This is a genomic window from Marinobacter sp. es.042 (assembly GCF_900188315.1).
GTDB lineage: Bacteria > Pseudomonadota > Gammaproteobacteria > Pseudomonadales > Oleiphilaceae > Marinobacter.
This window is the reverse complement of sequence record NZ_LT897781.1, coordinates 1686110-1711377: the sequence shown is the minus strand read 5'-3', so window position 1 is coordinate 1711377 and position 25268 is coordinate 1686110. Positions and strand designations below refer to the sequence as shown.

Below are 25268 nucleotides of genomic sequence, written 5' to 3'. Positions count from 1 at the left end.
GGAGGAATGAATGCCCGGAACCGGAATTTGCAGAATCTTTGCGCCGGTTCTCGCCGTGCTTCTTGCCGGTTGCGACCCGTTCTCGGATGCTCGCCCTATGATGGACGAGTATGTGGAGCGGGTGGCCCGCGTGTTGGAAACCGATCCCGAGTTTTCTGATATTCCCTCCGCCAGCCAGCTTCCCCGCCGCCGTGACCGGGTGTTGACCATGCCCGAGCTGGACATGGGGATGCTCGATTTTCTATCGCTCTACGGCTGTGAACTCCAGTACGTTGTTGGTGAGAAAAACTCGGTGATGGGGCGGGTTATGCAACCCCTGAACCGCCTTCGTTATGAAATCCGGTTTATCGAAGCGGCCAGGGACTGTCTGCCGGATATAGAAGATGAAGAATTTGCCGAAGAGCTTGCCGGTGGTATCGACAGCAAGCTTGAATCCCTGCCCATCGCTATCTGGAATGCCACCTGGGGCGTCGAAGAAATCGAAAAGCTGTTTACCCTGGCCAAGGGTTACTATCCCGTCGCGCCAGAGGGCAACCCGGTGTCTGATCTTGCCCTTGATATCGACAGCCTGAACGCAGCGGTGGCCCGTTTGTACTCTGAAGATCTGGCGGTTTCCCTCGACTTTGCCGGCGACGTTCATCAGCGCTGGCAGGCGGAATACCGGGCTGGGCAGTTAATCAACAGTGCACTTCTCCTGACTGCAAGGCTGCAGGACGGGACGAAATTGCTCAGGCAGCGAATTGACGGCCGCCCCCTGTGTCTCGATGGCAAGCCCAATAACCAGTCGGATATCGTACAGAGCATGTTCTTGAGTGTGTACATCGAAAAGATCCAGCCCTACATGAGCGCAATGACCCAGGGGCGGGCTGCACTTATCGAACCGTTCGAGAGGCTGGCGGAGGTGCAGAAAGGCGCCATGCCTGAAAGCTTCACCGGTTGGTATGAGCGGCAGCTTTCCCAGGATTCCGAGCAAAGTCTCTGGTGGGAGCTTGACGTGGCCATGATGGCCCACACCAAAGCCTGGCAGGAATTACTGGGCCAGTGCGGATTGCGCCCGGGCGCCTGACCCTGTTTCAACGCTGGCTTTCGGGCGTCACCCTCAGAATTTCCTCGACCGTTGTCTGGCCGGCAGCCACCTTCTGGGCACCACTCAGGCGCAGGGATTTCATGCCTTCTTTGTAGGCGTCCAGCCTGAGCTGCTCCAGCTCGCAATGGTCGGTGATCTGTCTGAGCAATGCGCCCGATAGCGTCATGATTTCATACACGCCTGCACGCCCAAGATAACCGGTGTTCCGGCATTCCAGGCATCCCACCGGTTGGTAGAACTGCTTGGGAACGGGCGCTTTCCAGGGCCGGGTGAGGGTTTGCCAGGCCTGTTCATCAGCAGGGCCAGGGGATTTGCAGTGAGGGCAGAGCGTTCGGGCAAGCCGTTGTGCCATGACGCCCAGCACCGTGGCCCGAATCAGGTAAGGCGGAATGCCCAGTTCCATCATCCGGGTGATCGCGCTCGGGGCATCGTTGGTATGCAAGGTCGATAGCACCAGATGGCCTGTCAGGGCGGCCTGCACGGCCATTTCCGCCGTTTCCAGATCGCGGATCTCGCCGATCATGATGATATCCGGATCCTGTCGCAGCAGGGCCCGCACGCCAGCCGCAAAGGTCAGATCGATGTTGGTCTGGACCTGCATCTGGTTGAACGCCGGCTCCACCATTTCGATGGGATCCTCTATGGTGCAGACGTTGAGCTCGGGCGAGGCAATCTGTTTCAGGGTCGAATACAGGGTCGTGGTCTTGCCGGACCCCGTGGGCCCGGTTACCAGAACAATGCCGTGTGGGCGGGATGTGATTTCCTGCCAGCGCTGGCGGTCTTCCTTGCCGAATCCCAGTTGCTCGTAGGACTTCAGAAGCACGTCTGGATCAAAGATCCGCATGACCATCTTTTCGCCAAAGGCAGTCGGCATGGTGGCCAGACGCAGTTCCACCTCCCGGTTGTCGGGTTTGCGGGTCTTGATGCGACCGTCCTGGGGGCGGCGTTTCTCTGCCACATTCAGGCGCCCAAGGATCTTCAGTCGACTGGTCACCGCCACGCCGACATGTTCCGGAAATTCGTAAACGTTATGAAGCACGCCGTCGATCCGGAACCGCACCTGGGTAACCGTGCGGCGGGGCTCGATGTGAATATCCGAGGCGCGCTGGTCGAAGGCATACTGAAGCAGCCAGTCGACAATCTTGACGACGTGCTGGTCATTGGCGTCCGGGTGTTCGCTGGCGCCAAGATCGAGCAGCTGCTCGAAATTCTGGTTGCCGGCAACACCCGGGCCCTGGCCGCCGCTTGCCTTGCTGACGGAATTGGCGAGCTGGTAGAACTCTACCGTGTACCGGCGGATATCCTCGGGATTGGCGACAACGCGCCGGATATCCTTGCGGACGGCCTGTTGGAGGTTCTGAACCCAATCGCTCTTGAAGGGCTCTATGCTGGCGATCAGCACCTCGTCGGTGCCGATCTCAACCGCCAGGATGCCATGGCGCTGGGCGAAGGCATAAGACATCACCCGAGCAATGGCAGGTGTGTCGATCTTGAGAGGATCAATGTGGTAGTAGGTTTGCCCCGCCCAATCGGCCAGCCAGTGGGTCAGCCGATCCAGATCCAGAGTGCGACCGCTTTTCAGGCTGGTCAACGCGGCAATCGCCACGAGTTCCAGAGGGTGGCGCTTGCCTTTCTGTCCATCGCCGGTTGCGGCGCCCAGGTTGGCCGACAGAACCCGCTCGGCGTCTTCCTGGCTGATTTCCCCGCTGGTAACAAGCGCGGTGCAAACATCTCTCAGGGTCAGGGTGCTTATGGGCGGCGCGGGTGGCCGCTGCACCGTTCCGGAGTTGCTTGTTTCAGCCATAGAGGGTCAGTTCCAGATATTCAGGGTGTGTTTCCGTTTGCCACCGGCCGGTTCACCTTCAGGTGGATCATTGCAACAGTGAACAACAGGAAGGTCAGTACCGTCAAAATGACCGGCCCCGGGGCACCTTCGCTCAGCCATGCCGAAACAACGGCCTGAGTGAAATAGAAGATGACTACAAAAGACATCCAGATATAGCCCCGATTGTGACCTCGAAAGACCGTCACCGCAAAGGGCAGAAGCGGGATCAGTTTCACCGCCAGCATCAGGGGTATTGAAACACCCTCGACGGGAGCCGGGTAGAACGTGGTAATCAGCAGTGTGGCAAGCACGCCGATGTAAATGGCGATCGTCGCCCGCACAGTGATGCGGGCCTTCGGGTTGTTCAGCATAGTGTGTTCCGGAATCGATAAGTGTAGAGCAAAGTACGTCCTGCGCCCGGTCGCGTATCAGTCAGCAAGTTTCAGGGCCAGTCGCGCCAGACGTTCGCCGAAGGCCTGGCACAGGGCTTTCTCATGCTTGCTCAGGGGTTGCTGTTCGCCGGTTCCGGCCCAGTGGGTAGGGCCGTAGGGTGTGCCACCGGTGTCCGTTTTGCCGAGACTCTTCTCCGAGTAGGGCAGGCCGCAGACCACCATGCCATGATGCAACAGCGGCATCATCATGGTCATGAGAGTCGTTTCCTGCCCGCCATGGAGGCTGCCGGTAGAGGTAAACGCGCCCGCCGGTTTGCCTTCCAGGGTTCCGCTCAGCCAGAGGTCGCCGGTCGTGTCGAGGAAATGCTTCAGGGGCGCTGCCATGTTGCCAAAGCGAGTGGGGCTGCCGATGGCAAGGCCGGCGCAATTTGCGAGATCGGATTTGCTGGCGTAGGGCGCTCCAGAGTCCGGAACTGCGGGCAGGGACGCTTCCGTGTCTGGTGAAACCGGTGGTACCGCCCGCAACCTCGCTTCCATGCCTGTTACCCGCGCCACACCACGACCAATCTGGCTGGCCAGCTCCGCAGTCTGGCCTGTGCGGCTGTAAAATAGCACGAGAACATAGGGCAATTGATCGGACATCGTCAGAGATCCTTCTGATCTGGCTGGAGGAGATTGTTCGGCGTTACAGAATCGAGAGAACGTTTTCCGGTGGCCGGCCAAGTGCTGCTTTGCCGTTGGCGATCACAATCGGTCGTTCAATCAGTTTCGGTGTTGCTACCATCGCGGCGATGAGTTGTTCGTCGCTCAGGTCGGGGCTGTTCAGGCCCTGTTCTTTATACTCTTTTTCGTTCGTGCGCATCAGTTCGCGGGGGCTAAGATCCAGAGCGTTCAGGATATCCATGAGCTCCTGCTCTGTCGGTGGTGTTTCCAGGTAGCGTATAATCTCTGGCTCAATTCCCCGTTCGGTAAGCAGTTCAAGGGTTTGGCGGGATTTCGAGCAGCGAGGGTTGTGGAAAATCCGGGTTGGTTCTGTCATCTTCGTGCCTGATTGTCTGAATGGAGTCCACGATTTCTGTGGCCGGTAGTCTAACAGGAGGTTTTCCAGTGCAGTACCCTGATTCTGTTCGTGGGCGCTCCCGCCTGCATGTTCTGGCCTTGGCGCTGCTTACTCTGGTGATGTCCGGCTGTCAGAAAATCGAGCTTGAGCGGGCAGAAGGCACAAAGTTGAACTGGGACACCTTGCGCGGCCAGTGGGTGCTGGTTAACTACTGGGCGGAGTGGTGCAAGCCGTGCCTCGAGGAAATTCCCGAACTCAATGAGCTGGACAAGGCGCCCGACATTACCGTACTCGCCGTCAATTTTGATGGGGTGCAGGGTGACGCATTGGTCGAACTGGGCGAGCGTATGGGCATTGAATTTACCATGCTGGCGGACGATCCGGGGCCGGGGTTCGGCTGGAAGTTACCGGTCGCGCTGCCCGCCACTTTTCTGGTTAATCCGGGCGGCGATCTGGTCGAGACCCGTTTTGGACCCCAGACCGAAGAAGAACTCCGGGCCGTGATCGGCGGTTGAGCCGGCCGCCCCAACTGAATTACACAGCAGGAATAACCTGACGTTATGTCGCAGACTTTTGTACACCTCCGCGTCCATTCCGAATACTCCATGGTGGATGGCCTGGTCAGGGTTAAACCGCTGATCAAGCGCGTTGCCGAGCTGGGCATGCCGGCTGTTGGCCTGACCGAGCAATCCAACATGTGCTCGCTGGTTCGCTTTTACAAGGCGGCCATGGGCGCGGGCGTCAAACCGATCATTGGCGCCGATCTGTGGCTGGAGAATCCGGACGAGCCAGAGAACCCGTTCCGCATCACGCTGTTGGCACGAGATAACGACGGTTATCTCAACCTCACCGAAATCATTTCCCTGGGGTATACCGAGGGGCAGCGGTTTGGCAAGCCGATCATTCAGCGCAAGTGGCTTGAGGCTCGGCCGAACGGTTTGATTGCGCTCTCTGGTTCGAGAATGGGCGATGTGGGTAAGGCTTTGATGGCGGGCAAACCGGAATTGGCCCGCGAGCGCGCCCGTTACTGGATGGATTTGTACCCGGATAGCTATTACCTCGAGTTACAGCGCACCGGTCGTCCCGGAGACGAAGACTGTCTGCACATGAGTGTTGAGCTGGCCGGTGCTCTTGGACTCCCGGTGGTTGCCACTAACGACGTCCACTTCCTGGAGGCGGAAGACTTTGAGGCTCACGAGGCCAGGGTCTGTATCGGTGAGAGTCGTACCCTGGATGATCCGCGCCGTGATCGCCGGTTCAGTGACCAGCAGTACCTGCGCAGCGCCGATGAGATGATCGAGCTGTTCAGCGACATTCCGGAAGCGATCGAGAACACCGTGGAGATTGCCCGGCGCTGCTCGGTGAAGGTTCGGATGGGCGAGTACTTCCTTCCGAACTACCCGATCCCCGACGGCATGACCATGGATGACTATTTCCGGAAGGTCTCGGAGGAGGGCCTGGAAGAGCGCCTGGCCAAGACCCTGAGCAAGGATGATCCGGAATACGATGCCAAGCGCGAGGCCTACTACAAGCGCCTGAACTTTGAGCTGGATATCATCATCCAGATGGGGTTCCCGGGCTACTTCCTGATCGTGATGGACTTCATCAAGTGGGCCAAGAACAACGGTGTGCCCGTGGGGCCGGGTCGGGGTTCCGGTGCCGGCTCGCTGGTGGCCTACGCCCAGTTGATCACCGATCTGGACCCGCTGGAATACGATTTGCTGTTCGAGCGGTTCCTGAATCCGGAACGGGTCTCCATGCCCGACTTTGACGTCGACTTTTGCATGGAGGGCCGGGACCGGGTGATCGAATACACCGCCCAGAAATACGGGCGTGAGGCGGTATCACAGATCATTACCTTCGGCACCATGGCGGCGAAGGCGGTTGTGCGGGACGTTGCCCGGGTCCAGGGCAAGTCTTACGGTCTGGCCGACAAGCTCTCGAAGATGATCCCCTTTGAGCCGGGCATGACCCTGGAAAAGGCTCTGGAGCAGGAGCCACAGCTGGTCGAGTTTCTCGAGAACGACGAGGAAGCCCAGGAAATCTGGGAAATGGCCCTGAAGCTCGAGGGCGTGTGCCGTAACGCCGGCAAGCACGCCGGTGGCGTGGTGATCGCGCCCACCAAGATTACCGATTTCTCGCCCCTGTACTGTGATGACGAGGGCGGCAGCCTGGTGACCCAGTTCGACAAAGGCGATGTGGAGGATGCCGGACTGGTGAAGTTCGACTTCCTGGGCCTGCGGACGCTCACGATCATCAAGTGGGCGCTGAACATGATCAATCCGCGCCGGGAAAAGAAGGGCATGCAGCCGCTCGACATCAACGAGATTCCGCTGGACGACGTGCCCTCGTTCGATATGCTCAAGAAAGCTGAAACCACGGCGGTGTTCCAGCTGGAATCCCGGGGCATGAAGGACCTGATTCGCCGCCTGCAGCCGGACTCTCTGGAAGACATGATCGCTCTGGTGGCGTTGTTCCGGCCTGGACCTCTGCAGTCGGGCATGGTGGATGACTTTATCGACCGTAAGCACGGTCGCCAACCCATGTCCTTCCCGCATCCGGATTACCAGTACGAAGGCCTCAAGCCGGTCCTGGAGCCCACTTACGGGGTCATCCTGTATCAGGAGCAGGTCATGCAGATCGCCCAGGTGATGGCCGGTTACACCCTTGGTAATGCGGACATGCTTCGTCGGGCCATGGGCAAGAAAAAACCAGAAGAAATGGCCAAGCAGAAGCAGTTTTTCCTGGATGGCTGTGAGCAGAACGGGATCAACACGACCCTGGCCGAAAACATCTTTGACCTGGTGGAGAAGTTTGCCGGCTACGGCTTCAACAAATCCCACTCGGCCGCCTACGCGCTGGTGTCCTATCAGACCCTCTGGCTGAAAGCCCATTACCCGGCAGAGTTCATGGCCGCGGTACTGACTGCCGATATGCAGAACACCGACAAGGTGGTCACGCTGGTGGAAGAGTGCCGGAATATGAAGCTGGATCTTCTGGTGCCTGACGTCAGTCGCTCGGAATATACCTTTACCGTCAACGACGAGGGTCAGATTGTCTATGGCCTGGGGGCCATCAAGGGGCTGGGTGAGGGCCCGATCCAGAGCATCGTCGAAGGGCGTGGTGATGGCGAGCCCTATCAGGATATTTTCGATTTTTGCCGACGCATTGACCTGAAAAAGGTCAACAAGCGCGCTATGGAAGCGCTGATCCGGTGCGGGGCAATGGATAAGCTTGGCGCCAGCCGGGCTCAGTTGATGGCCAGCATCGATAAGGCTGTTCAACAGGCCGGCCAGCAATCCCGGAACGAATCCGTTGGCATGATGGATATGTTCGGTGAAATGCTCGAGGCGGGCGAAGGTGGCGATCCTTACGAGGATGTGGCCGGTGTGCGCGAGTGGCCCGAGAAGCAGCGCCTGAAGGGAGAGAAGGACACGCTGGGGCTGTACCTGACCGGCCACCCGTTTGATGAATATGAGAAAGAGGTTCGGCGGTTTGTCCGTTCCTCCATTGCCGATCTGAAGCCGAACAAGTCTCCCCAGCGGGTCGCGGGGCTGGTGGTTGCCCAGCGCACCATGAAAACCCGCACCGGCTCCACCATGTGTTTCATTACGCTGGATGACAGGAGCGCCCGGATAGAGGCGACCTTGTTCTCGGAAGCCTTCTTTGAAAATCGGGAACTGTTGCAATCTGACCAGGTGATTGTGGTGGAAGGTCAGGTGAGCCACGACGACTATTCCGGCCAGATGAAGATGCGGGTGAGCTCGGTGATGGATGTCGCGAGCGCTCGTCAGCAGTTTAGCCGTGGGTTGAAGCTCAACCTGCACGCCGATCAGCTGCAGAACGGACTGCTGGAGAAACTGGACACCACCCTGAGGCCGTTCCGCTGTGATGGCAGTCCGGTCTGGATTGAGTACAGCAGCCCCGAGGCGTCCACCCGGATCGAGCTGGGCGAATCCTGGCGGGTGCAGCCGGATGACAACCTGCTACTGGAGCTGCGTTACCTCGTAGGCGACCAGTCGGTAGAACTGGTCTATGATTGAGTAAGCTGAAAATTAAAAGTTTGTCAGATAGCGGACTCATACCAATGTCCGCTTTAGCCACTGACCGGGCGCTGCTATCTTTGTGTAAATTCTGGTTTGGCGGAGCATTTTCCCGCCTGGCAAAAAATGATGGAACATCATGAACCCTAACTATCTGGATTTCGAACAGCCAATCGCCGACCTGGAAGCCAAGATTGAAGAGCTTCGGATGGTTGGCAATGACACCGACATCAATATCACCGACGAGATCACCCGGCTGAAGAAAAAAAGCGTCAGCCTCACAGAGAGCATTTTCTCCGATCTCAAACCCTGGGACGTTGCCCGGCTGGCCCGCCATCCCCGCAGGCCCTACACCCTGGACTACATCGAATCCATGTTTGAGGATTTCGATGAACTGCACGGTGATCGCCGTTATGCAGACGACCTGGCGATCGTAGGGGGTACTGCCCGGCTGGACGACAAGCCGGTAATGGTGATTGGTCATCAGAAGGGCCGGGAAGTGAGGGACAAGGTCAAGCGCAACTTTGGTATGCCGCGCCCTGAGGGCTATCGCAAGGCCCTGCGCCTGATGGAAATGGCCGAGCGGTTCAAGATGCCCATTCTCACGTTCATCGACACGCCGGGTGCCTATCCCGGCATTGGTGCGGAAGAGCGTGGGCAGAGTGAGGCCATTGCCTTCAACCTGGCCGTGATGTCCCGCCTCAAGACACCCATTATCTCCACGGTGATCGGTGAGGGCGGTTCCGGTGGCGCGTTGGCCATCGGTGTCTGTGACCAGCTGAACATGCTGCAGTATTCCACCTACGCGGTGATTTCCCCAGAGGGCTGTGCGTCGATCCTCTGGAAAAGTGCCGAATACGCTGCCCAGGCGGCGGAGGCCATGGGTGTTACGGCTGACCGGCTCAAAGATCTGGGGCTGGCGGATAACGTGGTAACCGAGCCCCTCGGCGGTGCTCACCGCAACCCTGAAAAAATGTCGGAATCCCTCAAAGAGGTTCTGGCGAAAGGCGTCGCTGAGCTCAGCCGCCTGCCACTGGATGAGCTGGTATCCCGCCGCTACGAGCGGCTGACCCGCTATGACACCGGGCGCTGAGCCCGGCTCCGGATTCCACTGGCCGGAGGCCCTGTGTGCCCCGGTCAGAGAACTCCCCGATCACACCCGTCTTTGGGTCGCCCTGAGCGGCGGCCTCGATTCCACCCTGTTATTGCACCTGGCAGCCCACTGCCATGGCCGTTCCGGCGCTGTCCGGGCGATCCATGTCAATCATCAGCTTCAACCCAATGCATCGGATACCGAGTCGTTTTGTCGCGGTGAATGTGAGCGACTTGGCGTGCCGCTTGTGGTTGAGCGGGTAACCGTCGATGGTGGCGGTAGCTCGGGTGCGGGTATAGAGGAAGCTGCCCGCAAGGCCCGCTATGCCGCCCTCGAGGCGCTGGTCGGGAAGGGCGACCTGGTCTTGATGGCTCACCATGGGGATGACCAGGCGGAAACCGTTCTGTTCCGGATGCTCAGGGGCAGCGGTGTGGCCGGGCTGGCGGGCATGCCGGAGCGTCGTGGTCTGGGCCCCGCGACCCTCGTCCGGCCCCTGCTCGGGTTTGAGAGGGCCGAACTCGAGCGCTGGGCCCGGGTCGCTGGCCTGTCATGGGTTGATGACCCCAGCAATACCGACCAGCGATTTGACCGGAATTTCCTCCGTCACACTGTGTTGCCGCTCTTGCGGGATCGCTGGCCGGGGTTGAATCGCAGGCTGCGGCACACGGCGGAATCCTGTGGCGAGAGCGAAGCGCTGAACCGCACGCTGGCCGCTTTGCAGTGGCAGGCAATCGGCGGCGACCGGGACCGTCTCCCCGTTGATGGCCTGAAAACACTGCCTCTGGCGGAGCAGAAGAATCTGGTCCGTTGGTGGGCGCGGGAACGCGGGTTTCATGCGCCCACCCCTGGTGACTGGCAGCAGGTCATTCGGGACCTGCTGCTTGCCGCAGAGGATCGGGAGCCGGAGTTCCGGTCCGACGGTTTCAGTCTGCGGCGTTTCCAGGGTGATCTTTGCCTGGTTCCCGACCGCGGCCCGTTACCGGACGCTCCGGTCGATCTCGAGCCGGGGGAGGGCGTGGCGTGGGGAGAGTGGTCCCTCAGGTTGGAATCTGTCGTTACCCCGGAACGGTCGTTGCCGCCAATACGGATATTTACGAGGCAGGGTGGCGAGCGGCTCCGTTTCCGTCCCGATGGGCCGTCCCGTTCGCTCAAGAAATGGCTGCAGGAAGTCGGCGTTCCACCCTGGGAAAGGGCCCGTCTGCCGCTGGTTTTCGCGGGTTCCGGGGACGCAGCAGAGCTCATTGCCATTGGCGATTTATGGTGTTCTGAACAATACTCGGGAGGCGCCCATGCCGCCGGTTGGCGGCTGGTCGTAGAGCGGGAATGTGATTGAGTCAATGGGGCCTTTCTGGTAGTCTGGCGTCCCATCTTGAGATGACAATCTCCCTCCTTCACCGAACCAGACAATCACGGAATCTGCATGACGCGTTATATTTTCGTCACCGGCGGTGTCGTGTCCTCCTTGGGGAAAGGTATCGCATCAGCCTCTCTGGCTGCGATCCTCGAGGCACGCGGCCTGAAGGTCACTATTCTCAAGCTGGACCCGTACATCAACGTGGACCCCGGCACCATGAGCCCGTTCCAGCACGGTGAGGTTTTTGTCACCGAGGATGGCGCGGAAACAGACCTCGATCTGGGCCACTACGAGCGCTTCATCCGCTCCCCAATGAGCAAGCGCAACAACTTCACCACCGGTCGGGTGTACGAGGAAGTAATCCGCAAGGAGCGCCGTGGCGACTACCTGGGCGGAACTGTGCAGGTAATCCCCCACATCACTGACGAGATCAAGCGCCGGGTCGTTGAAGGTGCTGCTGGCGCCGACGTAGCGCTGATCGAGATTGGTGGCACGGTAGGCGATATTGAATCCCTGCCGTTCCTCGAAGCCTGCCGCCAACTGAAGGTTGAAGTCGGTCCCCAGCGTGCGCTTTTCATGCACCTGACCCTGGTTCCGTACATTGCCACTGCGGGTGAGATCAAGACCAAGCCCACCCAGCACTCGGTCAAGGAAATGCGCTCTATCGGTCTGCAGCCGGATATCCTGCTGTGCCGCTCCGAGCACGAGGTGGACGCCAGTTCACGACGCAAGATTGCCCTGTTCACCAACGTCGAAGAGCGGGCCGTTATTCCTCTCCAGGATGCCAAATCCATTTACGCCATTCCTCGCATGCTCTATGAGCATGGCCTGGATCAGCTCGTTATCGAACGATTCGGCCTGGATGCACGTCCGGCGGACCTCAGCGAGTGGGACAACGTTGTTGAATCACTGATGAATCCCGAGCAGGAAGTGACCATTGCCATGGTTGGCAAGTACATGGAGCTTCTTGACGCGTACAAGTCCCTGATCGAATCCCTGCTGCACGCCGGCATCAAGACCCGCACCAAGGTCAATATCAACTACATCGATTCCGAAGACATCGAGCGTGATGGCACCGGTGCGCTGGCCAGTGCCGACGCGATTCTGGTGCCGGGCGGTTTCGGTGAGCGCGGGGTGGAAGGCAAGATCCGCACGGTTCAGTATGCCCGTGAGAACAAGGTGCCTTACCTCGGCATCTGCCTGGGTATGCAGGTTGCTGTAATTGAATACGCGCGGAACGTGGCCGGTCTGACCGACGCTCACAGCACAGAATTCCGCGAGCACACGCCGGAGCCGGTGGTGGGCCTGATCACCGAATGGCTGGATTCCACCGGAGAGCGCGAAGAGCGTACGGAAGAGTCTGATCTTGGCGGGACCATGCGTCTCGGCGCCCAGGATTGCGTGCTTACCGAAGGTTCCACCATTGCCAACTGCTATGGCAAGAAAACCATTCGCGAGCGTCATCGCCATCGTTACGAGGTCAACAACCACTTCCTGCCAAAGTTGGAAGAGGCCGGTCTTCAGATCTCAGGTCGTTCGACCGATGGTCGTCTGGTCGAGGTGGTTGAAGCGCCGGATCATCCCTGGTTTGTCGCCTGTCAGTTCCATCCGGAGTTTACCTCCACGCCCAGGGACGGCCACCCGCTGTTCAAAGGCTTTGTTGAGGCAGCACTGGCCTGCAAGAAAGGATCCTGAGCATGGCGCAGAGCACTGTAAACGTTTCGGGAATCGACGTCGCCAACGACAAACCGTTCGTGCTCTTTGGTGGCATGAACGTCCTCGAGTCGCCGGAGCTGGCCATGGAGGTTGCCGAGGCCTACGTTGAGGCTACCGGCAAGCTCGGCATTCCCTACGTTTTCAAGGCTTCGTTTGATAAGGCCAACCGTTCGTCGGTGAATTCGTTTCGTGGTCCAGGCCTTGAGAAAGGGTTGCAGATTCTGGCGGACATCAAAAGCAAGTTTGGTGTTCCCATTATTTCGGACGTCCACGAGCCGGCCCAGGCCGCTCCCGCAGCGCAGGTATGCGACATCATCCAACTGCCCGCTTTCCTGAGCCGCCAGACGGACCTGGTGGTCGCCATGGCGAAAACCGGTGCGGTGATCAACATCAAGAAGGCCCAGTTCCTTGCTCCCCAGGAAATGAAGCACATCATCACCAAGTGCGAGGAAGCCGGCAATGACAAGGTGATCCTGTGTGAGCGGGGTAGCAGCTTCGGCTACAACAACCTGGTTGTCGACATGCTGGGCTTTGGCATCATGAAAGCCATGAACGTACCGGTGATGTTCGATGTGACCCACTCCCTGCAAATGCCCGGCGGACGCGCGGATTCGGCCGGTGGCCGACGTGCCCAGGTGACTGACCTGGCGCTGGCGGGTATGTCCCAGGGGTTGGCAGGTTTGTTCCTTGAGGCCCATCCGGACCCGGACAAAGCCAAGTGCGATGGCCCCTGCGCTTTGCGGCTCAGCCAGCTTGAGCCCTTCCTGCAGCGGGTGAAAGCTGTGGATGATCTGGTAAAAAGCTTTAAACCTATCGACACCGCCTGATTGGCGGTGTTGGCGTTTTACGCGGACTATGGGAGCGAGCGGGAACGGCCCTGCGAAAATGTAGAGGGCCATGGATGGCCCGAAACAAGCGCACATGGATGTGCTCGTAGCGGTTTTCGCAGGGCCGTTCCCGTTCGCTCTGGCTCCCGAATTTGAACATGAACTTGGAGACAGAGAAGAATGACCAAGATTGCCAACATCAAAGGCCGTGAGGTTCTGGATTCCCGTGGTAACCCAACGGTAGAAGCCGACGTTATCCTGGAAGACGGCACCATTGGTACCGCCTGCGCACCGTCTGGCGCTTCCACCGGTTCCCGCGAAGCGCTTGAGCTGCGCGATGGTGATGCATCCCGTTACCTTGGCAAGGGTGTTCTGAAGGCAGTAGAAGCCGTGAACAGCAAGATCCGTGATGCATTGGTAGGCAAAGATGCAGCTGATCAGCGTGCTCTGGATCAGATCATGCTGGACCTCGACGGTACCGAGAACAAGGCCAACCTGGGCGCCAACGCCATTCTGGCAGTTTCCCTGGCGGCGGCCAAGGCTGCAGCTATCTCCCTGGGCAAGCCGCTGTATGCGCACATTGCAGACATCAACGGTACCTCTGGCAAGTTCTCCATGCCGGTGCCGATGATGAACATCCTGAACGGTGGCGAGCACGCGGATAACAACGTGGATATCCAGGAGTTCATGGTTCAGCCGGTTTCCGCCAAGAGCTTCTCTGAAGCCCTGCGTGTCGGCGCGGAGATTTTTCACAGCCTGAAAAAAGTGCTTAAGGCCCAGGGCCTGAACACAGCGGTTGGTGATGAGGGTGGTTTTGCTCCCAACTTGCCCTCCAACGAAGCCGCGCTGGCGGTTATCCAGGAAGCGGTCGAGAAGGCCGGTTACAAGCTCGGTACCGATGTGACCCTCGCCCTGGACTGTGCGTCTTCCGAATTCTACAAGGATGGCCAGTACCAGCTGTCTGGTGAAGGCAAGAGCTTCGATTCCGAGGGCTTTGCCGATTACCTGGCGGGCCTGTGTGAGCGATACCCGATTGTCTCCATTGAAGACGGCATGGACGAGAGCGACTGGGATGGCTGGAAGGTGCTGACCGACAAGCTGGGCACAAAGGTTCAACTGGTTGGTGACGACCTGTTTGTGACCAACACCAAAATCCTGAAGCAGGGTATTGAGAAGGGCGTTGGTAACTCCATCCTGATCAAGTTCAACCAGATCGGCAGCCTGAGCGAAACCCTCGATGCCATCAAGATGGCCCAGGATGCCGGTTTCACTGCCGTGATTTCACATCGTTCCGGTGAAACCGAGGACACCACCATTGCCGATCTGGCGGTGGCGACCTGCGCCGGCCAGATCAAGACCGGCTCCCTGTGCCGTTCGGATCGTGTTGCCAAGTACAACCAGCTGCTGCGCATCGAAGAAGCGCTGGACGGTAAGGCGCCTTACCGCGGCCTGAGCGAAATCAAAGGGCAGGGCTGATCGACTGATCCCACCGGTTCTGGCAGAGTGTCTGGCCGGTAATTGGCGAAAAACTGTTAAGGCCATCGTGTTCTGGGCGAAATTCCGGACATGATGGCCTTTTTGTACAGGCAGTTAGAAGAATTTGTTGCTAATCTACTCTAAGGTCTATACTCAACGTCCGGCGTTGGTATTTTGATTGATTGAATTTTGAACGGAATCGGCAATGAAGTTGCTCTGGACCTTAATGGTGGTTGTGATTCTCCTGCTGCAGGTGCGCCTGTGGGTCGGGGAGGGCAGCTTTGCGCAGGTATGGGCTCTGGAGCAGTCTATTGCCGAGCAACGTGAAGAAAATGCCGAACTGGCTACCCGCAATGAACGTCTCTATGCCGAAGTCAGGAATCTGCGTAACGAGCAGGGCGCCGTTGAAGAACGGGCCAGAATGAACCTCGGCCTGATAAGAGACGACGAGACCTTTTTCCTGGTTGTTGAAAACTGATTGTCTATGCCTGCTCCGAGACTCTGGCTGATTGTTCCTGCCGCCGGCATCGGCCAGCGTATGCAGGCTGAGCAACCGAAACAGTACCTTCGGATTGGCGAGCGTTTCATTCTCGACGTCACCCTTTCCCGACTTATGGATTCCGCGCCTTTTTCCGGCTGCATGGTGCCATTGCACCCGGCCGACCATTGGTGGCCGGATACCGAAGCCAGCGGCGATAGCCGAATCCAGACCTGTACCGGCGGTTCCGAAAGAGCTGGTTCGGTGTTGTCGGCGCTGCACGCTATGGCGGAACAGGTGAAAGATGACGACTGGGTTCTGGTGCACGATGCGGCGAGGCCCTGCCTTCATACCCGGGATCTTTCCAATCTGATTGACCGGCTCTACAGCCATCCTGTCGGGGGGCTGCTTGCCTCGCCGGTTGCCGACACTTTAAAGAAAGCCGGTACTGCTGAGCTTTCGGAAGTGATTGAGACCGTTGACCGCACGGGGTTGTGGCGGGCTCTGACGCCCCAGATGTTTCGCTACCGTGTTCTTGTTGATTCTCTGGAGGCAGCTCTTGCCCGGGACCTTCCGGTGACCGATGAGTCCTCCGCGGTGGAGTTTTCCGGTAACATGCCGGTGCTGGTTGAAGGGCGGCCGGACAATATCAAGATCACCGTGCCCGCAGATCTGGCACTGGCAGGCTTCATTCTGAGCCAATTCTGAACTTTCGGAGTGTTCCGGAGCACATTATGCGTATTGGTCAGGGCTTCGATGTCCACGCCTTCTGCGAAGGCGACTCTGTGATTATTGGCGGCGTAAGCATTCCGCATTCCCACGGGCTCAAGGCCCATTCTGATGGTGATGTCCTGCTGCATGCGTTGGCAGATGCATTGCTGGGCGCTGCCGCGCTTGGCGACATCGGGCATTTCTTCCCGGACACTAGTGACGAGTGGGCAGGGGCCGACAGCAGGGACCTTTTGCGTCGGGTTGTGAACCGGATCCGGGACGAGGGCTTCTCCGTCGTTAACGTAGATACCACAATCATTGCCGAGGCTCCCAAGATGGCACCCCATATTGATGCCATCCGTTTGAACATTGCCGAAGATCTGGGCGTGCCGGCCAGTCGTGTCAGCGTGAAAGCCACCACCACGGAAAAGCTGGGTTTTACGGGGCGCGGGGAAGGCATTGCCTGCCAGGCGATCTGCCTGCTTGAACCGGTGGAATCTTGAGCAACTGGCGCCTTGACTGGCCAACCTCCGGCGGCGGTCGTATTGCCTCTGGCCGCCTGAAAACCGCCCCGGGCGATTTCATTGTCGACGAATTGCTGGAGCTGCCGGAGAGCAGCCCGGCCGTCGAGGGAGATGTAATCGCAGGTCGTGGCGAACATCTTTGTTTGAAACTGGAGAAAGTGGGCGATAACACAGAGTATGTTGCCCGCGAATTGGCCAGGATCGCCGGGTGTCGTCACTTTGATGTCGGTTTCTGTGGGCTCAAGGATAGGCATGCTGTGACCCGCCAGTGGTTCAGTCTGTACCGTCCCGGAAACGAGGATCAGGACACCGCTCTGATCCGGGAGATTGGCGCATGCTGGCCGGTTCTGGCGGCTTCGCGGCAGGCGCGGAAATTGCGGCGTGGGGAGCACAGGGGGAATGGCTTCACGATTACCCTGAGGGCCGTTGCCGGTGAGCACCGGGTTATTGACCGAGCGCTGGAGCGTCTGGGCGATATTGGGGCTCCAAACTACTTTGGCCCCCAACGGTTTGGCAATGATGGCGCTAACCTTGACCGTGCGGTGCATCTCGATCCCGCTACCCTGAACCGACGTGGCCGGTCTGGCGGAAAAGGCCGGGGTGGCAAAAAGCGAGCTGGCAGCGACGGCTCGAAAAACGTATTGTATTTTTCGGCAGCGCGCTCCTGGCTGTTCAATGAGGTGCTGGCAGTTCGGGTAGATGATGGCAGCTGGGCCGAGGCAGGAGCGACAGGTCCACTGTGGGGTGACGGCGGCACCACCGCTTGCGGTCCCCTGGAAACCTTCGAGCGGGGCATTGTCGCGCAAACCCCGGAGTTGGCCGCCCTGTTTTCGGTCACCCGGATGAAACCGGAGCGAAGGCCATTGGTGGTAAAACCGGAGAGCCTCTCCTGGCAGTGGGTCGCTGAAGACTGTCTGGAGCTGGCGTTTTTTCTTTCGCCCGGCCAGTACGCGACAACGATTTTGAGTGATATTTTCGAGCTTGAGGACATGAGCCTCGGCCGACACAACGAACAACAAGGCTAGCGGAGAACACTGTGCGTATTCTGTTGTCGAATGATGACGGCGTTCATTCACCGGGGCTCATAGCCCTGCATGATGGCTTAAAAGGACTGGGTGAGCTTGAGGTCGTGGCGCCTGACCGGGATCACAGCGGCGCCAGTAACGCCTTGACGCTCAATCGCCCCCTGACGGTTGAGGAACATCCCAACGGCTTCCGTTCGGTCGATGGAACACCGACTGACTGCGTCCACCTGGCGGTAAACGGATTGTTCCGTGAGCCGTTCGACCGGGTGGTGTCGGGTATCAACACCCACGCCAACCTTGGCGACGACATCATCTACTCCGGAACCGTTGCTGCGGCAACCGAGGGTCGCCACCTCGGACTCCCTGCCATTGCCGTCTCCCTCGTCAACGATGGCCACTTTCACTACGAGACCGCCGCCCGGGTTGTCCGGATACTGCTCGAGAACGAGCGTCCCCTGGTGCTGGGGCCACGCTCCATTCTCAACGTGAATGTCCCGGATGTTCCCTGGGAGGAGCTGGCTGGCATTCGGGTAACGCGCCTGGGCCACCGGGAACGGGCAGAGGGTGCCGTCCCGATGACCTGTCCCCGCGGCAAAGAGCGTTACTGGATCGGGGCGGCAGGTGTCGGCGGTGACGCCGGTCCCGGCACCGATTTCAACGCTGTCCGCGAAGGTTATGTTTCGGTTACCCCGGTTCACATCGACATGACCCGTCATGAGGCGCTCTCACGGCTCCGGGATTGGGTCGATACTCTGGAGGTTTCGCTGGAGGGGCGGGGATGACAGCGCAGCTCGAAGGCATCGGGATGACCTCCCGACGCACCCGAATGCGACTGGTTCAGCGCCTCAGGGAAGCCGGCATCGAGTCGGACCGGGTACTTGAGATTATGGGAGAGGTGCCACGGCACATTTTCCTGGATGAGGCGCTTTCCCATAGGGCCTACGAAGATACATCGCTACCGATTGGCTACGGCCAAACCTTGTCACAGCCCTACATAGTGGCCCGCATGACTGAATTAATGCTTGCCCACGGGCCCTCACGGGTCCTGGAGCTTGGCACCGGGTCCGGTTACCAGACCTCGGTGCTCTCCCGCCTGTTCGCCGAAATCTTCAGCGTCGAGCGGATCAAGGCGCTTCAGGACAGGGCCCGGGACCGGTTGCGACAACTGAACGCCAGAAACGTGTTCCTGAAACATGCTGATGGTGGCATGGGCTGGCCTGAACGTGGCCCTTTCGACGGCATTATCGTGACGGCAGCGCCCATTGAAGTTCCTGGCGAATTGCTCGCCCAACTGGCAGACGGTGGCGTATTGATCGCCCCGGTAGGTGAGGAGAATCAGGTGCTGGTGCAGGTAACCCGGCGGGGAGATCGCTTTGATCACAAGGAGCTGGAGCCGGTCCGGTTTGTGCCGCTTCTGGGCGGGGTTGTCCGATAATCATGGTCGACTCTTCAGCAAGTAAACCAAGCCACGGCAACGATATTGTACGCAGCCACCACCCCGCAGCCGTGTTTCTGCGAGGAATCGCCATGGGCGCCGCTGATATCGTTCCAGGGGTTTCCGGTGGCACCATTGCATTCATTACCGGTATCTATTTCCGCCTCCTGGAAGCGATCAACGCGGTTCCCGGCGCAGTCTTCCATGACCTGTTTCGAGGCCGGTTCAGTCGGTTCTGGAAAGCCTGTGACGGAACTTTTCTGGTCGCCTTGCTGGCGGGCGTTCTGACCAGTATTGTTACCCTGGCATCTGGTATCAGCTATCTGCTGGTGGCCTATCCAATCCTGATCTGGAGCTTTTTCTTCGGGTTGATCGTCGCTTCGGTCTGGCATGTCGGGCGTCAGGTGCGACACTACAAGCCCGCACTGCTGGTTCCGCTGTTATTCGGCATTGTTATCGCGTGGTGGATAACCACCCTGTCTGCCAGCGAATTTGCGCCTTCCACTCTGGCGTTTTTCGGGGCCGGCGCCCTGGCCATCTGCGCCATGATTCTTCCTGGCATCTCGGGCAGCTTTATCCTGGTGATTATTGGTATGTATGCGCCCGTGCTCGCCGCGATCAAATCGTTGGACGCGGGCATTCTGCTTCTGTTTATGGCAGGTTGCGTGGTGGGTCTTTTATCCATCGCCCGCCTGATCACCTGGGCGTTCCACCATTTTCATGATCTCGTGCTCGCCTTGCTCACCGGCTTCATGATCGGAGCGCTCAACAAGGTCTGGCCCTGGAAGGAGACTCTCAGTTGGCGTACCAACAGCTCCGGTGACCAAGTTCCCCTGAATGAGACGAGTATCTGGCCCTCGACGTTTGCAGAGCAGGCCGGCCAGGATCCCCAGGTGCTATTTGCCCTGCTCATGGCGGCGGCCGGTTTTGCCCTCGTTCTGCTGGTGGAGTGGCTCGGTTCCCGGCATGGAGAGGTCGCACCATCGAGGTAATTCGAGGCGACTGTGTGCGAAGAGTGTTACCTAACGCACAAAACGGGTGTTTCTGGAGGTAACAAGGGAGGTCGGTCAGTAACTTGGCTTCCCGAGAAAAATGTGCAATATATTAGCAAGTTACTATAAAAACTTTAGAAACTGCTTCGACAAGCGACAGCGGTTATACGGATTTTTCATAACTGGGTCAGTTTTATTCCTGTGAGATTTATGCGTGGGCTCATCAATGCCGTTTCACCGGCGTCCCCGCGGTTCCCGTCCGGTGCCTCAGAGCCTGATCGCCCCGCGAAAAAGGTGCTGGCCAGCCGCCTGGCACTCCTGCCCCTCATGGCCCTGCTACTACTCTCCGGCTGTAACACGCCGGCTCTCTACCAGGACGACATTTACAATCCCCCGGTCTATTGGGGCCGTCATGTTGTCAAACCTGGCGAAACCCTCTACAGCATAGCCTGGCGGTATGGTCGGGACTACCGCGAGCTTGGCGACGCCAATGGCATTGGTCCGCCCTGGAATCTCAAGGCGGGTCAGGTGATTCGTCTGGATCTTCGCGGAAGTGTAACCTCGGGCAGTCAGACTACAGCTGCCAAAAAGCCGTCTGGATCGCAACCGCCGAGAACGGCAAGTCGTGCTTCGCCTCCGAAACAGACAGCCGCCACGGCACCCAAACCTGCGGTGACGAGAGCAGCGAACAAGGGCGCACCACTCGCTTCCCAGACCCAGACCGTGGCCCGAATTGAATGGCGCTGGCCTCACGTTGGCACTGTAATTGCTGGATATTCAACATCCGGAAAAGTCAATAAAGGTATTGATATTGCCGGGCAAGCCGGGGATGCTGTAAGAGCTGCGGCCACCGGGAATGTGGTCTATGCCGGCAACGGGTTGCTTGGATACGGCAACCTGATTATCGTGAATCACAACGAGCACTATTTAAGTGCTTACGCTCATAACCGGAAGATTCTGGTGCAGGAAGGGGAGGATGTGAAAGCCGGGCAGGTGATCGCAGAGCTCGGTAGCAGTGGCGCTGAACGACCCATGTTGCATTTTGAGATTCGCAAAAATGGCAATCCGGTTGACCCAGTCCATTATCTGCCGCCGCGCTAATGAACGACGCAGTCAGCAGGCTGCCCTGATCGCACACCCTGGCACTGACAAAACACCGCGTTCGCAAGAAAAACAAGAACGGTAAAGGCCATGACAGGCCGACCAACAAAATGTCCTGAAGAAAAAGCGTGAAGACAAAGACGTCCGCAACAACAAGAAGTATCGGGCGAACATCCAGGATTATTGAGAGGCGGGGCAAGACAAATGTCAGCAGAGCAAGAAGACATCATCATTGATCGTGTATCGGACATGGACGATGCCGAGGATCAATTGTTAGCAGAAGAGAAAGTTGAAAAAGAGCCAACCGAAGAAGTGGCAGAAGTAGAAGAGGGCATCCCCACCAAGGGACGATATTTCACCAGTCAAAAGCAGCTGGATGCCACTCAGCTGTACCTCAACGAAATTGGTTTTTCCCCCCTGCTTACGCCGGAAGAAGAGGTCTATTTTGCCCGTCTGGCACGCAAGGGAGAGGAGTCCGGCCGTAAACGGATGATCGAGAGCAACCTTCGCCTTGTGGTGAAGATCGCACGACGTTACGTGAACCGGGGGCTGACCCTGTTGGACCTGATCGAAGAGGGCAACCTTGGCCTGATCAGGGCGGTGGAAAAGTTTGATCCGGAGCGGGGTTTCAGATTCTCCACCTACGCCACCTGGTGGATTCGCCAGACCATAGAGCGGGCCATCATGAACCAGACCCGCACCATCCGTCTGCCGATTCATGTGGTCAAGGAACTCAACCTGTATCTCCGTGCAGCGCGGGAACTGACCCAGAAACTGGATCATGAGCCCTCGGCGGAGGAAATCGCCAGAATGGTCGATAAGCCCGTGGCCGACGTTAAGCGGATGTTGGGGCTCAATGAGCGCGTCGCTTCCATGGACACGCCCATTGGTGCCGGTGGCGAAAAGTCGCTTCTGGATACCGTAGCGGATGAAGGGGCTTCGGATCCGGCGGATCTCCTGCAGGACAACAATATGTGTTCCTGCCTGGAGAAGTGGATTGACCAGCTAAGCGACAAGCAGCAAGAAGTTCTGTCACGCCGTTTTGGTCTGCGGGGCTACCCGGTAAGCACGCTGGAGGAAGTCGGCCAGGAGATTGGCCTGACCCGTGAGCGAGTAAGACAGATCCAGGTCGAGGCGCTTCGTCGTCTTCGTGAGATCCTGGAGAAGGAAGGCCTGTCCGGAAACCTGCTGTTCAAGTAACGTCTTTCTTTTCTTTCGATCCAAAGCCGGCCAGGGAATACTGGCCGGCTTTTTCGTGTTTCAGGATCGTCCCAAATGAGAACCAGGGCGCGTCCCGCCCGCCAGCGCCGTTGATAGAATGCCGTGACCGGGCGGGGATAAGGGTGTCGAAACCCGGTGCACGAATGAAACACGTCAACAATAACGATCGAAAAGGAAAGGACTATGAAGAAGGCTCTTACAACCGGTTTTGCGTCTCTGACGCTGACGGCCCTGCTGTCTGCTCCAGCCGCCGCCCTCACCGTGGAAGGTGTTGATGTTCCGGATACCTATTCCGCCATGGATACCGAACTCACGCTTAATGGCGCAGGTACCCGTTCCAAATGGTTCATGGACCTGTATGTCGGCGGTCTGTACGTTCCCGAGACCATCGACGATGGTGAGGCCGTGATTAACGCAGATGAGCCCCAGGCCATCACTCTGCACATCATCTCCGGCATGATTACCAGCGAACGCATGACAGAGGCCACTCTGGAAGGTTTCGAGGCCTCCACCGACGGCGATATGGCATCTATCCAGGAGGATGTGGACCAGTTTATGGCGGTCTTCCAGGAAGAAATCACCGAGGGTGACGTTTTCGATCTGGTTTATCTGCCGGGCGAAGGCGTGCGGGTCCTCAAGAACAGCGAGCAGAAGGACACGGTTGGCGATCTGGCCTTTAAAAAGGCCCTGTTCGGAATCTGGCTTTCCGATAAGCCGGCTCAGAAGGATCTGAAGGAGAAAATGCTGGGTCAGCGCTAACCGCGGCTTGGCATCTGAAACAAAAAGCCGGCAAGATGCCGGCTTTTTTCCGCCCCGGATTCAGAGATAATCCCGTTTCTGCTTGAACTCGCACAGGTCCTCAATGATACAGGCGCCGCATTTCGGTTTTCGGGCGGTACAGGTATAGCGCCCGTGCAGAATCAGCCAGTGGTGCGCGTCCAGCAGGAACTCTTTTGGCACCAGGCGCATCAACCGATTCTCCACCTCCAGAACGTTCTTGCCGGGCGCAATGCCGGTGCGGTTCGACACGCGATAGATGTGAGTGTCCACCGCCATGGCCATGTGGCCGAAGGCGGTGTTCAAGACCACGTTTGCGGTTTTGCGACCGACTCCGGGCAACGCCTCCAGATCCTCCCTCCGCTCCGGCACCTGGCCGCCGTGTTTCTCAATCAGGATTCGACAGGTCTTGATCACGTTCTCGGCCTTGCTGTTAAACAGGCCAATGGTCTTGATGTACTCCTTCAGGCCATCCACTCCCAGGGCCAGGATGGCCTCAGGCGTGTTGGCGACCGGGAACAGCTTGTCGGTAGCCTTGTTGACACCCACATCCGTGGCCTGGGCCGAGAGAATAACGGCAATCAGCAACTCGAACGGGCTGGAATAGTTCAGCTCGGTGGTCGGATTGGGGTTGGCCTCCCTGAGGCGGGTGAAGATCTCAATGCGTTTCTGTTTGTTCATCAGCTCTCGGTCTTTTGCAAGTGAGGACTCAGGATACGTTCCCGGTAACCCGGACCCGCTTGCTGCCTGCTGCTACAGGCGCTGGTTCATGTGCCTTGCGGCGCTCTTCCAGATGGTTGTCGATACCATTTTTGAGCGCGATCAGCAGTCCGAGCCCGATAAAGGCGCCGGGAGGAAGAATCATGAACAGCATATCCGGGTAGTTGTCGAAGGGGCTGATCACCCAATCGGCAGCAACGGGGCCCAGCAGCAGGTGCATGTCCACAAACAGGGTGCCCTGTCCGATAAGTTCCCGAAGGCCGCCCAGAACCACCAGCACCGCCAGAAAGCCCAGGCCCATCATGGCGCCATCCAGCAGTGCCGGGAGTGGTGGATTTCTGGAAGCAAAAGCGTCAGCCCGGCCAAGGATGGCGCAGTTGGTGACAATCAGTGGAATGAAGATGCCGAGAATCAGATAGAGCTCATAGGTAAAGGCCTGCATGAGCAATTCCGCGCAGGTTACGAATGAAGCGATGATCATGACGAATGCGGGCAGGCGCACGGACTCGCTTACGAAATTGCGAATCAGTGACACCGCAAGATTGGACCCCATGAGCACCATGAGTGTAGCCAGCCCCAGCCCAATGGCATTAACGACGGTACTGGTCACGGCCAGAAGCGGGCAGAGCCCAAGCACCTGGACGAGGGCCGGGTTGTTGTCCCAGAGCCCGTCGCGGATGATTTCGCTCGATGATTTGGTTGCCATGATCAGGAATGCTCCGTATTGGACGATTCGCCGGCAATCGCTTCAGGGTTCAGAATCTTGTCTCTCGGTGACGGCTCTTCGTTGAGCCGCTCCCGGATAATCTGACGGTTTTCCCGAAAATACATCAGCGCTTTCTGAACCGCTTTTACTACAGCCCTTGGCGTGATGGTCGCGCCTGTGAACTGATCGAATTCTCCACCATTTTTTTTGACGTTCCACTCCCGATGTGGGGGTTCTCCCAGGGAGCGGCCATCAAAGCTCTTGATCCAGTCTGATTTCCGGGTTTCGATCTGATCTCCCAGCCCGGGTGTTTCTTTATGATTGGTGACCCGCACTCCGAGGATGGTGCCCTGCATATTGACCCCCACCAGCAGGTGAATTTTACCCGAGTAGCCGTCCGGCGCTACCACCGGCATGATCATGCCAATGGGCTGCTCGTCCTGTCGCGCCACCCAGACTGTCAGAGGGCCAGGTTGCGCGAGCCGTTCACTGGCGGGTAACTGCACGGTGTCCCTTAGCAGGTCGTTGTTGTGCCGGCTTTCCGGAATAATCTCGTACAGGGCCTGGGCCTCTGCACGGGCTGCCTGCTCATGAATTCGCTCTTCGGTGGCCACCTGAGTCACGGCAATGGTGCCCCCGGTGATCACGGCGAACAGGCCGAGCCCGATGGCGCTGCGACGGATGGATTGTACAACTGCAGCCATG

The 25268-nt window shown here is 58.5% G+C and carries 25 protein-coding genes; 18 read left to right on the top strand and 7 right to left on the bottom strand.

Annotated features, from left to right (window positions below):
* The first annotated feature begins 10 nt into the window (after positions 1-10).
* Positions 11-1066 carry a DUF3080 domain-containing protein gene (locus CFB02_RS08095; protein WP_088557603.1) on the top strand — a complete coding sequence of 352 codons (1056 nt, stop codon included), beginning with the start codon at positions 11-13 and terminating at the stop codon, positions 1064-1066.
* Between the two features lie 7 nt (positions 1067-1073).
* Here CFB02_RS08095 and CFB02_RS08090 read toward each other — a convergent pair whose 3' ends face one another.
* Genes CFB02_RS08090 through arsC form a run of 4 tightly spaced genes read right to left on the bottom strand, consistent with a single transcriptional unit; the run spans position 1074 to position 4343 of the window.
* Positions 1074-2891: a GspE/PulE family protein gene (locus tag CFB02_RS08090; protein ID WP_088557602.1), complete on the bottom strand. Its 1818-nt coding sequence runs from the start codon at positions 2889-2891 to the stop codon at positions 1074-1076.
* Positions 2892-2911: 20 nt separating this feature from the next.
* Positions 2912-3283 carry a DUF2069 domain-containing protein gene (locus tag CFB02_RS08085; RefSeq protein WP_088557601.1) on the bottom strand — a complete coding sequence of 124 codons (372 nt, stop codon included), beginning with the start codon at positions 3281-3283 and terminating at the stop codon, positions 2912-2914.
* Between the two features lie 57 nt (positions 3284-3340).
* Positions 3341-3946 carry an NAD(P)H:quinone oxidoreductase gene (gene wrbA / locus CFB02_RS08080; RefSeq protein ID WP_088557600.1) on the bottom strand — a complete coding sequence of 202 codons (606 nt, stop codon included), beginning with the start codon at positions 3944-3946 and terminating at the stop codon, positions 3341-3343.
* A 43-nt stretch (positions 3947-3989) separates the two neighbouring features.
* Positions 3990-4343, bottom strand: a complete 354-nt coding sequence (arsC, locus tag CFB02_RS08075) for an arsenate reductase (glutaredoxin) (RefSeq protein ID WP_088557599.1) — start codon at positions 4341-4343, stop codon at positions 3990-3992.
* 68 nt (positions 4344-4411) lie between these two features.
* Here arsC and CFB02_RS08070 point away from each other — a divergent pair, with 68 nt between their 5' ends.
* The 17 genes from CFB02_RS08070 to CFB02_RS07990 all read left to right on the top strand — a co-directional run bounded on the left by CFB02_RS08070 (position 4412) and on the right by CFB02_RS07990 (position 23119).
* On the top strand, positions 4412-4879 hold the full coding sequence (locus CFB02_RS08070; protein WP_088557598.1) for a TlpA family protein disulfide reductase: 468 nt from the start codon (positions 4412-4414) through the stop codon (positions 4877-4879).
* A gap of 45 nt (positions 4880-4924) precedes the next feature.
* Positions 4925-8407, top strand: a complete 3483-nt coding sequence (dnaE, locus tag CFB02_RS08065) for a DNA polymerase III subunit alpha (protein WP_088557597.1) — start codon at positions 4925-4927, stop codon at positions 8405-8407.
* A 139-nt stretch (positions 8408-8546) separates the two neighbouring features.
* Positions 8547-9500: an acetyl-CoA carboxylase carboxyl transferase subunit alpha gene (accA, locus tag CFB02_RS08060; RefSeq protein ID WP_008172897.1), complete on the top strand. Its 954-nt coding sequence runs from the start codon at positions 8547-8549 to the stop codon at positions 9498-9500.
* Complete coding sequence (gene tilS / locus CFB02_RS08055) at positions 9484-10833, top strand: tRNA lysidine(34) synthetase TilS (protein WP_088557596.1); 1350 nt, start codon at positions 9484-9486, stop codon at positions 10831-10833. The genes accA and tilS overlap by 17 nt, the downstream gene beginning before the upstream one ends.
* 87 nt (positions 10834-10920) lie before the next feature.
* The gene (locus tag CFB02_RS08050; protein ID WP_008172892.1) at positions 10921-12549 is read left to right on the top strand and encodes a CTP synthase; all 1629 of its coding nucleotides are present in this window, start codon (positions 10921-10923) and stop codon (positions 12547-12549) included.
* A gap of 2 nt (positions 12550-12551) precedes the next feature.
* Positions 12552-13397, top strand: a complete 846-nt coding sequence (gene kdsA, locus CFB02_RS08045; RefSeq protein ID WP_014576711.1) for a 3-deoxy-8-phosphooctulonate synthase — start codon at positions 12552-12554, stop codon at positions 13395-13397.
* 180 nt (positions 13398-13577) lie between these two features.
* Positions 13578-14873: a phosphopyruvate hydratase gene (gene eno, locus CFB02_RS08040; protein WP_088557595.1), complete on the top strand. Its 1296-nt coding sequence runs from the start codon at positions 13578-13580 to the stop codon at positions 14871-14873.
* 205 nt (positions 14874-15078) lie between these two features.
* Positions 15079-15351, top strand: coding sequence for a septum formation initiator family protein (locus tag CFB02_RS08035; protein WP_008172887.1), 273 nt, complete (start codon positions 15079-15081; stop codon positions 15349-15351).
* 6 nt (positions 15352-15357) lie between these two features.
* The gene (gene ispD / locus CFB02_RS08030) at positions 15358-16059 is read left to right on the top strand and encodes a 2-C-methyl-D-erythritol 4-phosphate cytidylyltransferase (RefSeq protein ID WP_088557594.1); all 702 of its coding nucleotides are present in this window, start codon (positions 15358-15360) and stop codon (positions 16057-16059) included.
* A 26-nt stretch (positions 16060-16085) separates the two neighbouring features.
* The gene (gene ispF, locus CFB02_RS08025; protein WP_088557593.1) at positions 16086-16565 is read left to right on the top strand and encodes a 2-C-methyl-D-erythritol 2,4-cyclodiphosphate synthase; all 480 of its coding nucleotides are present in this window, start codon (positions 16086-16088) and stop codon (positions 16563-16565) included.
* On the top strand, positions 16562-17611 hold the full coding sequence (gene truD / locus CFB02_RS08020; RefSeq protein WP_088557592.1) for a tRNA pseudouridine(13) synthase TruD: 1050 nt from the start codon (positions 16562-16564) through the stop codon (positions 17609-17611). Before ispF ends, truD begins: the two co-directional genes overlap by 4 nt.
* A gap of 11 nt (positions 17612-17622) precedes the next feature.
* Positions 17623-18393: a 5'/3'-nucleotidase SurE gene (gene surE, locus CFB02_RS08015; RefSeq protein ID WP_088557591.1), complete on the top strand. Its 771-nt coding sequence runs from the start codon at positions 17623-17625 to the stop codon at positions 18391-18393.
* On the top strand, positions 18390-19046 hold the full coding sequence (locus CFB02_RS08010) for a protein-L-isoaspartate(D-aspartate) O-methyltransferase (RefSeq protein WP_088557590.1): 657 nt from the start codon (positions 18390-18392) through the stop codon (positions 19044-19046). The genes surE and CFB02_RS08010 overlap by 4 nt, the downstream gene beginning before the upstream one ends.
* Before the next feature lie 2 nt (positions 19047-19048).
* Positions 19049-20038 carry a DUF368 domain-containing protein gene (locus CFB02_RS08005; protein ID WP_088557589.1) on the top strand — a complete coding sequence of 330 codons (990 nt, stop codon included), beginning with the start codon at positions 19049-19051 and terminating at the stop codon, positions 20036-20038.
* A gap of 210 nt (positions 20039-20248) precedes the next feature.
* A complete protein-coding gene (locus tag CFB02_RS08000) occupies positions 20249-21139 on the top strand; it encodes a peptidoglycan DD-metalloendopeptidase family protein (protein ID WP_008172873.1) in 891 nt (296 codons plus the stop codon).
* 204 nt (positions 21140-21343) lie between these two features.
* Positions 21344-22339 carry an RNA polymerase sigma factor RpoS gene (gene rpoS, locus CFB02_RS07995; RefSeq protein WP_088557588.1) on the top strand — a complete coding sequence of 332 codons (996 nt, stop codon included), beginning with the start codon at positions 21344-21346 and terminating at the stop codon, positions 22337-22339.
* 204 nt (positions 22340-22543) lie between these two features.
* Positions 22544-23119 (top strand): chalcone isomerase family protein, encoded by a 576-nt coding sequence (locus CFB02_RS07990; protein WP_088557587.1) that lies wholly within the window; start codon positions 22544-22546, stop codon positions 23117-23119.
* Between the two features lie 60 nt (positions 23120-23179).
* On the opposite strand, the gene nth is transcribed toward CFB02_RS07990, so the two are convergent.
* Genes nth through rsxG form a run of 3 tightly spaced genes read right to left on the bottom strand, consistent with a single transcriptional unit; the run spans position 23180 to position 25267 of the window.
* Positions 23180-23818: an endonuclease III gene (gene nth / locus CFB02_RS07985; RefSeq protein WP_008172868.1), complete on the bottom strand. Its 639-nt coding sequence runs from the start codon at positions 23816-23818 to the stop codon at positions 23180-23182.
* A gap of 28 nt (positions 23819-23846) precedes the next feature.
* Positions 23847-24563, bottom strand: a complete 717-nt coding sequence (locus CFB02_RS07980; protein ID WP_088557586.1) for an electron transport complex subunit E — start codon at positions 24561-24563, stop codon at positions 23847-23849.
* Positions 24564-24565: 2 nt separating this feature from the next.
* Positions 24566-25267, bottom strand: coding sequence for an electron transport complex subunit RsxG (rsxG, locus tag CFB02_RS07975; protein ID WP_088557585.1), 702 nt, complete (start codon positions 25265-25267; stop codon positions 24566-24568).
* Position 25268: the final 1 nt, after the last annotated feature.

Coding starts and splice junctions, on each gene's coding strand:
- CFB02_RS08095 (WP_088557603.1), top strand. CDS start 11: ATGCCCGGAACCGGAATTTGCAGAATCTTTGCGCCGGTTCTCGCCGTG.
- CFB02_RS08090 (WP_088557602.1), bottom strand. CDS start 2,891: ATGGCTGAAACAAGCAACTCCGGAACGGTGCAGCGGCCACCCGCGCCG.
- CFB02_RS08085 (WP_088557601.1), bottom strand. CDS start 3,283: ATGCTGAACAACCCGAAGGCCCGCATCACTGTGCGGGCGACGATCGCC.
- wrbA (WP_088557600.1), bottom strand. CDS start 3,946: ATGTCCGATCAATTGCCCTATGTTCTCGTGCTATTTTACAGCCGCACA.
- arsC (WP_088557599.1), bottom strand. CDS start 4,343: ATGACAGAACCAACCCGGATTTTCCACAACCCTCGCTGCTCGAAATCC.
- dnaE (WP_088557597.1), top strand. CDS start 4,925: ATGTCGCAGACTTTTGTACACCTCCGCGTCCATTCCGAATACTCCATG.
- accA (WP_008172897.1), top strand. CDS start 8,547: ATGAACCCTAACTATCTGGATTTCGAACAGCCAATCGCCGACCTGGAA.
- tilS (WP_088557596.1), top strand. CDS start 9,484: ATGACACCGGGCGCTGAGCCCGGCTCCGGATTCCACTGGCCGGAGGCC.
- CFB02_RS08050 (WP_008172892.1), top strand. CDS start 10,921: ATGACGCGTTATATTTTCGTCACCGGCGGTGTCGTGTCCTCCTTGGGG.
- kdsA (WP_014576711.1), top strand. CDS start 12,552: ATGGCGCAGAGCACTGTAAACGTTTCGGGAATCGACGTCGCCAACGAC.
- eno (WP_088557595.1), top strand. CDS start 13,578: ATGACCAAGATTGCCAACATCAAAGGCCGTGAGGTTCTGGATTCCCGT.
- CFB02_RS08035 (WP_008172887.1), top strand. CDS start 15,079: ATGAAGTTGCTCTGGACCTTAATGGTGGTTGTGATTCTCCTGCTGCAG.
- ispD (WP_088557594.1), top strand. CDS start 15,358: ATGCCTGCTCCGAGACTCTGGCTGATTGTTCCTGCCGCCGGCATCGGC.
- ispF (WP_088557593.1), top strand. CDS start 16,086: ATGCGTATTGGTCAGGGCTTCGATGTCCACGCCTTCTGCGAAGGCGAC.
- CFB02_RS08010 (WP_088557590.1), top strand. CDS start 18,390: ATGACAGCGCAGCTCGAAGGCATCGGGATGACCTCCCGACGCACCCGA.
- CFB02_RS08005 (WP_088557589.1), top strand. CDS start 19,049: ATGGTCGACTCTTCAGCAAGTAAACCAAGCCACGGCAACGATATTGTA.
- CFB02_RS08000 (WP_008172873.1), top strand. CDS start 20,249: ATGCGTGGGCTCATCAATGCCGTTTCACCGGCGTCCCCGCGGTTCCCG.
- rpoS (WP_088557588.1), top strand. CDS start 21,344: ATGTCAGCAGAGCAAGAAGACATCATCATTGATCGTGTATCGGACATG.
- CFB02_RS07990 (WP_088557587.1), top strand. CDS start 22,544: ATGAAGAAGGCTCTTACAACCGGTTTTGCGTCTCTGACGCTGACGGCC.
- nth (WP_008172868.1), bottom strand. CDS start 23,818: ATGAACAAACAGAAACGCATTGAGATCTTCACCCGCCTCAGGGAGGCC.
- CFB02_RS07980 (WP_088557586.1), bottom strand. CDS start 24,563: ATGGCAACCAAATCATCGAGCGAAATCATCCGCGACGGGCTCTGGGAC.
- rsxG (WP_088557585.1), bottom strand. CDS start 25,267: ATGGCTGCAGTTGTACAATCCATCCGTCGCAGCGCCATCGGGCTCGGC.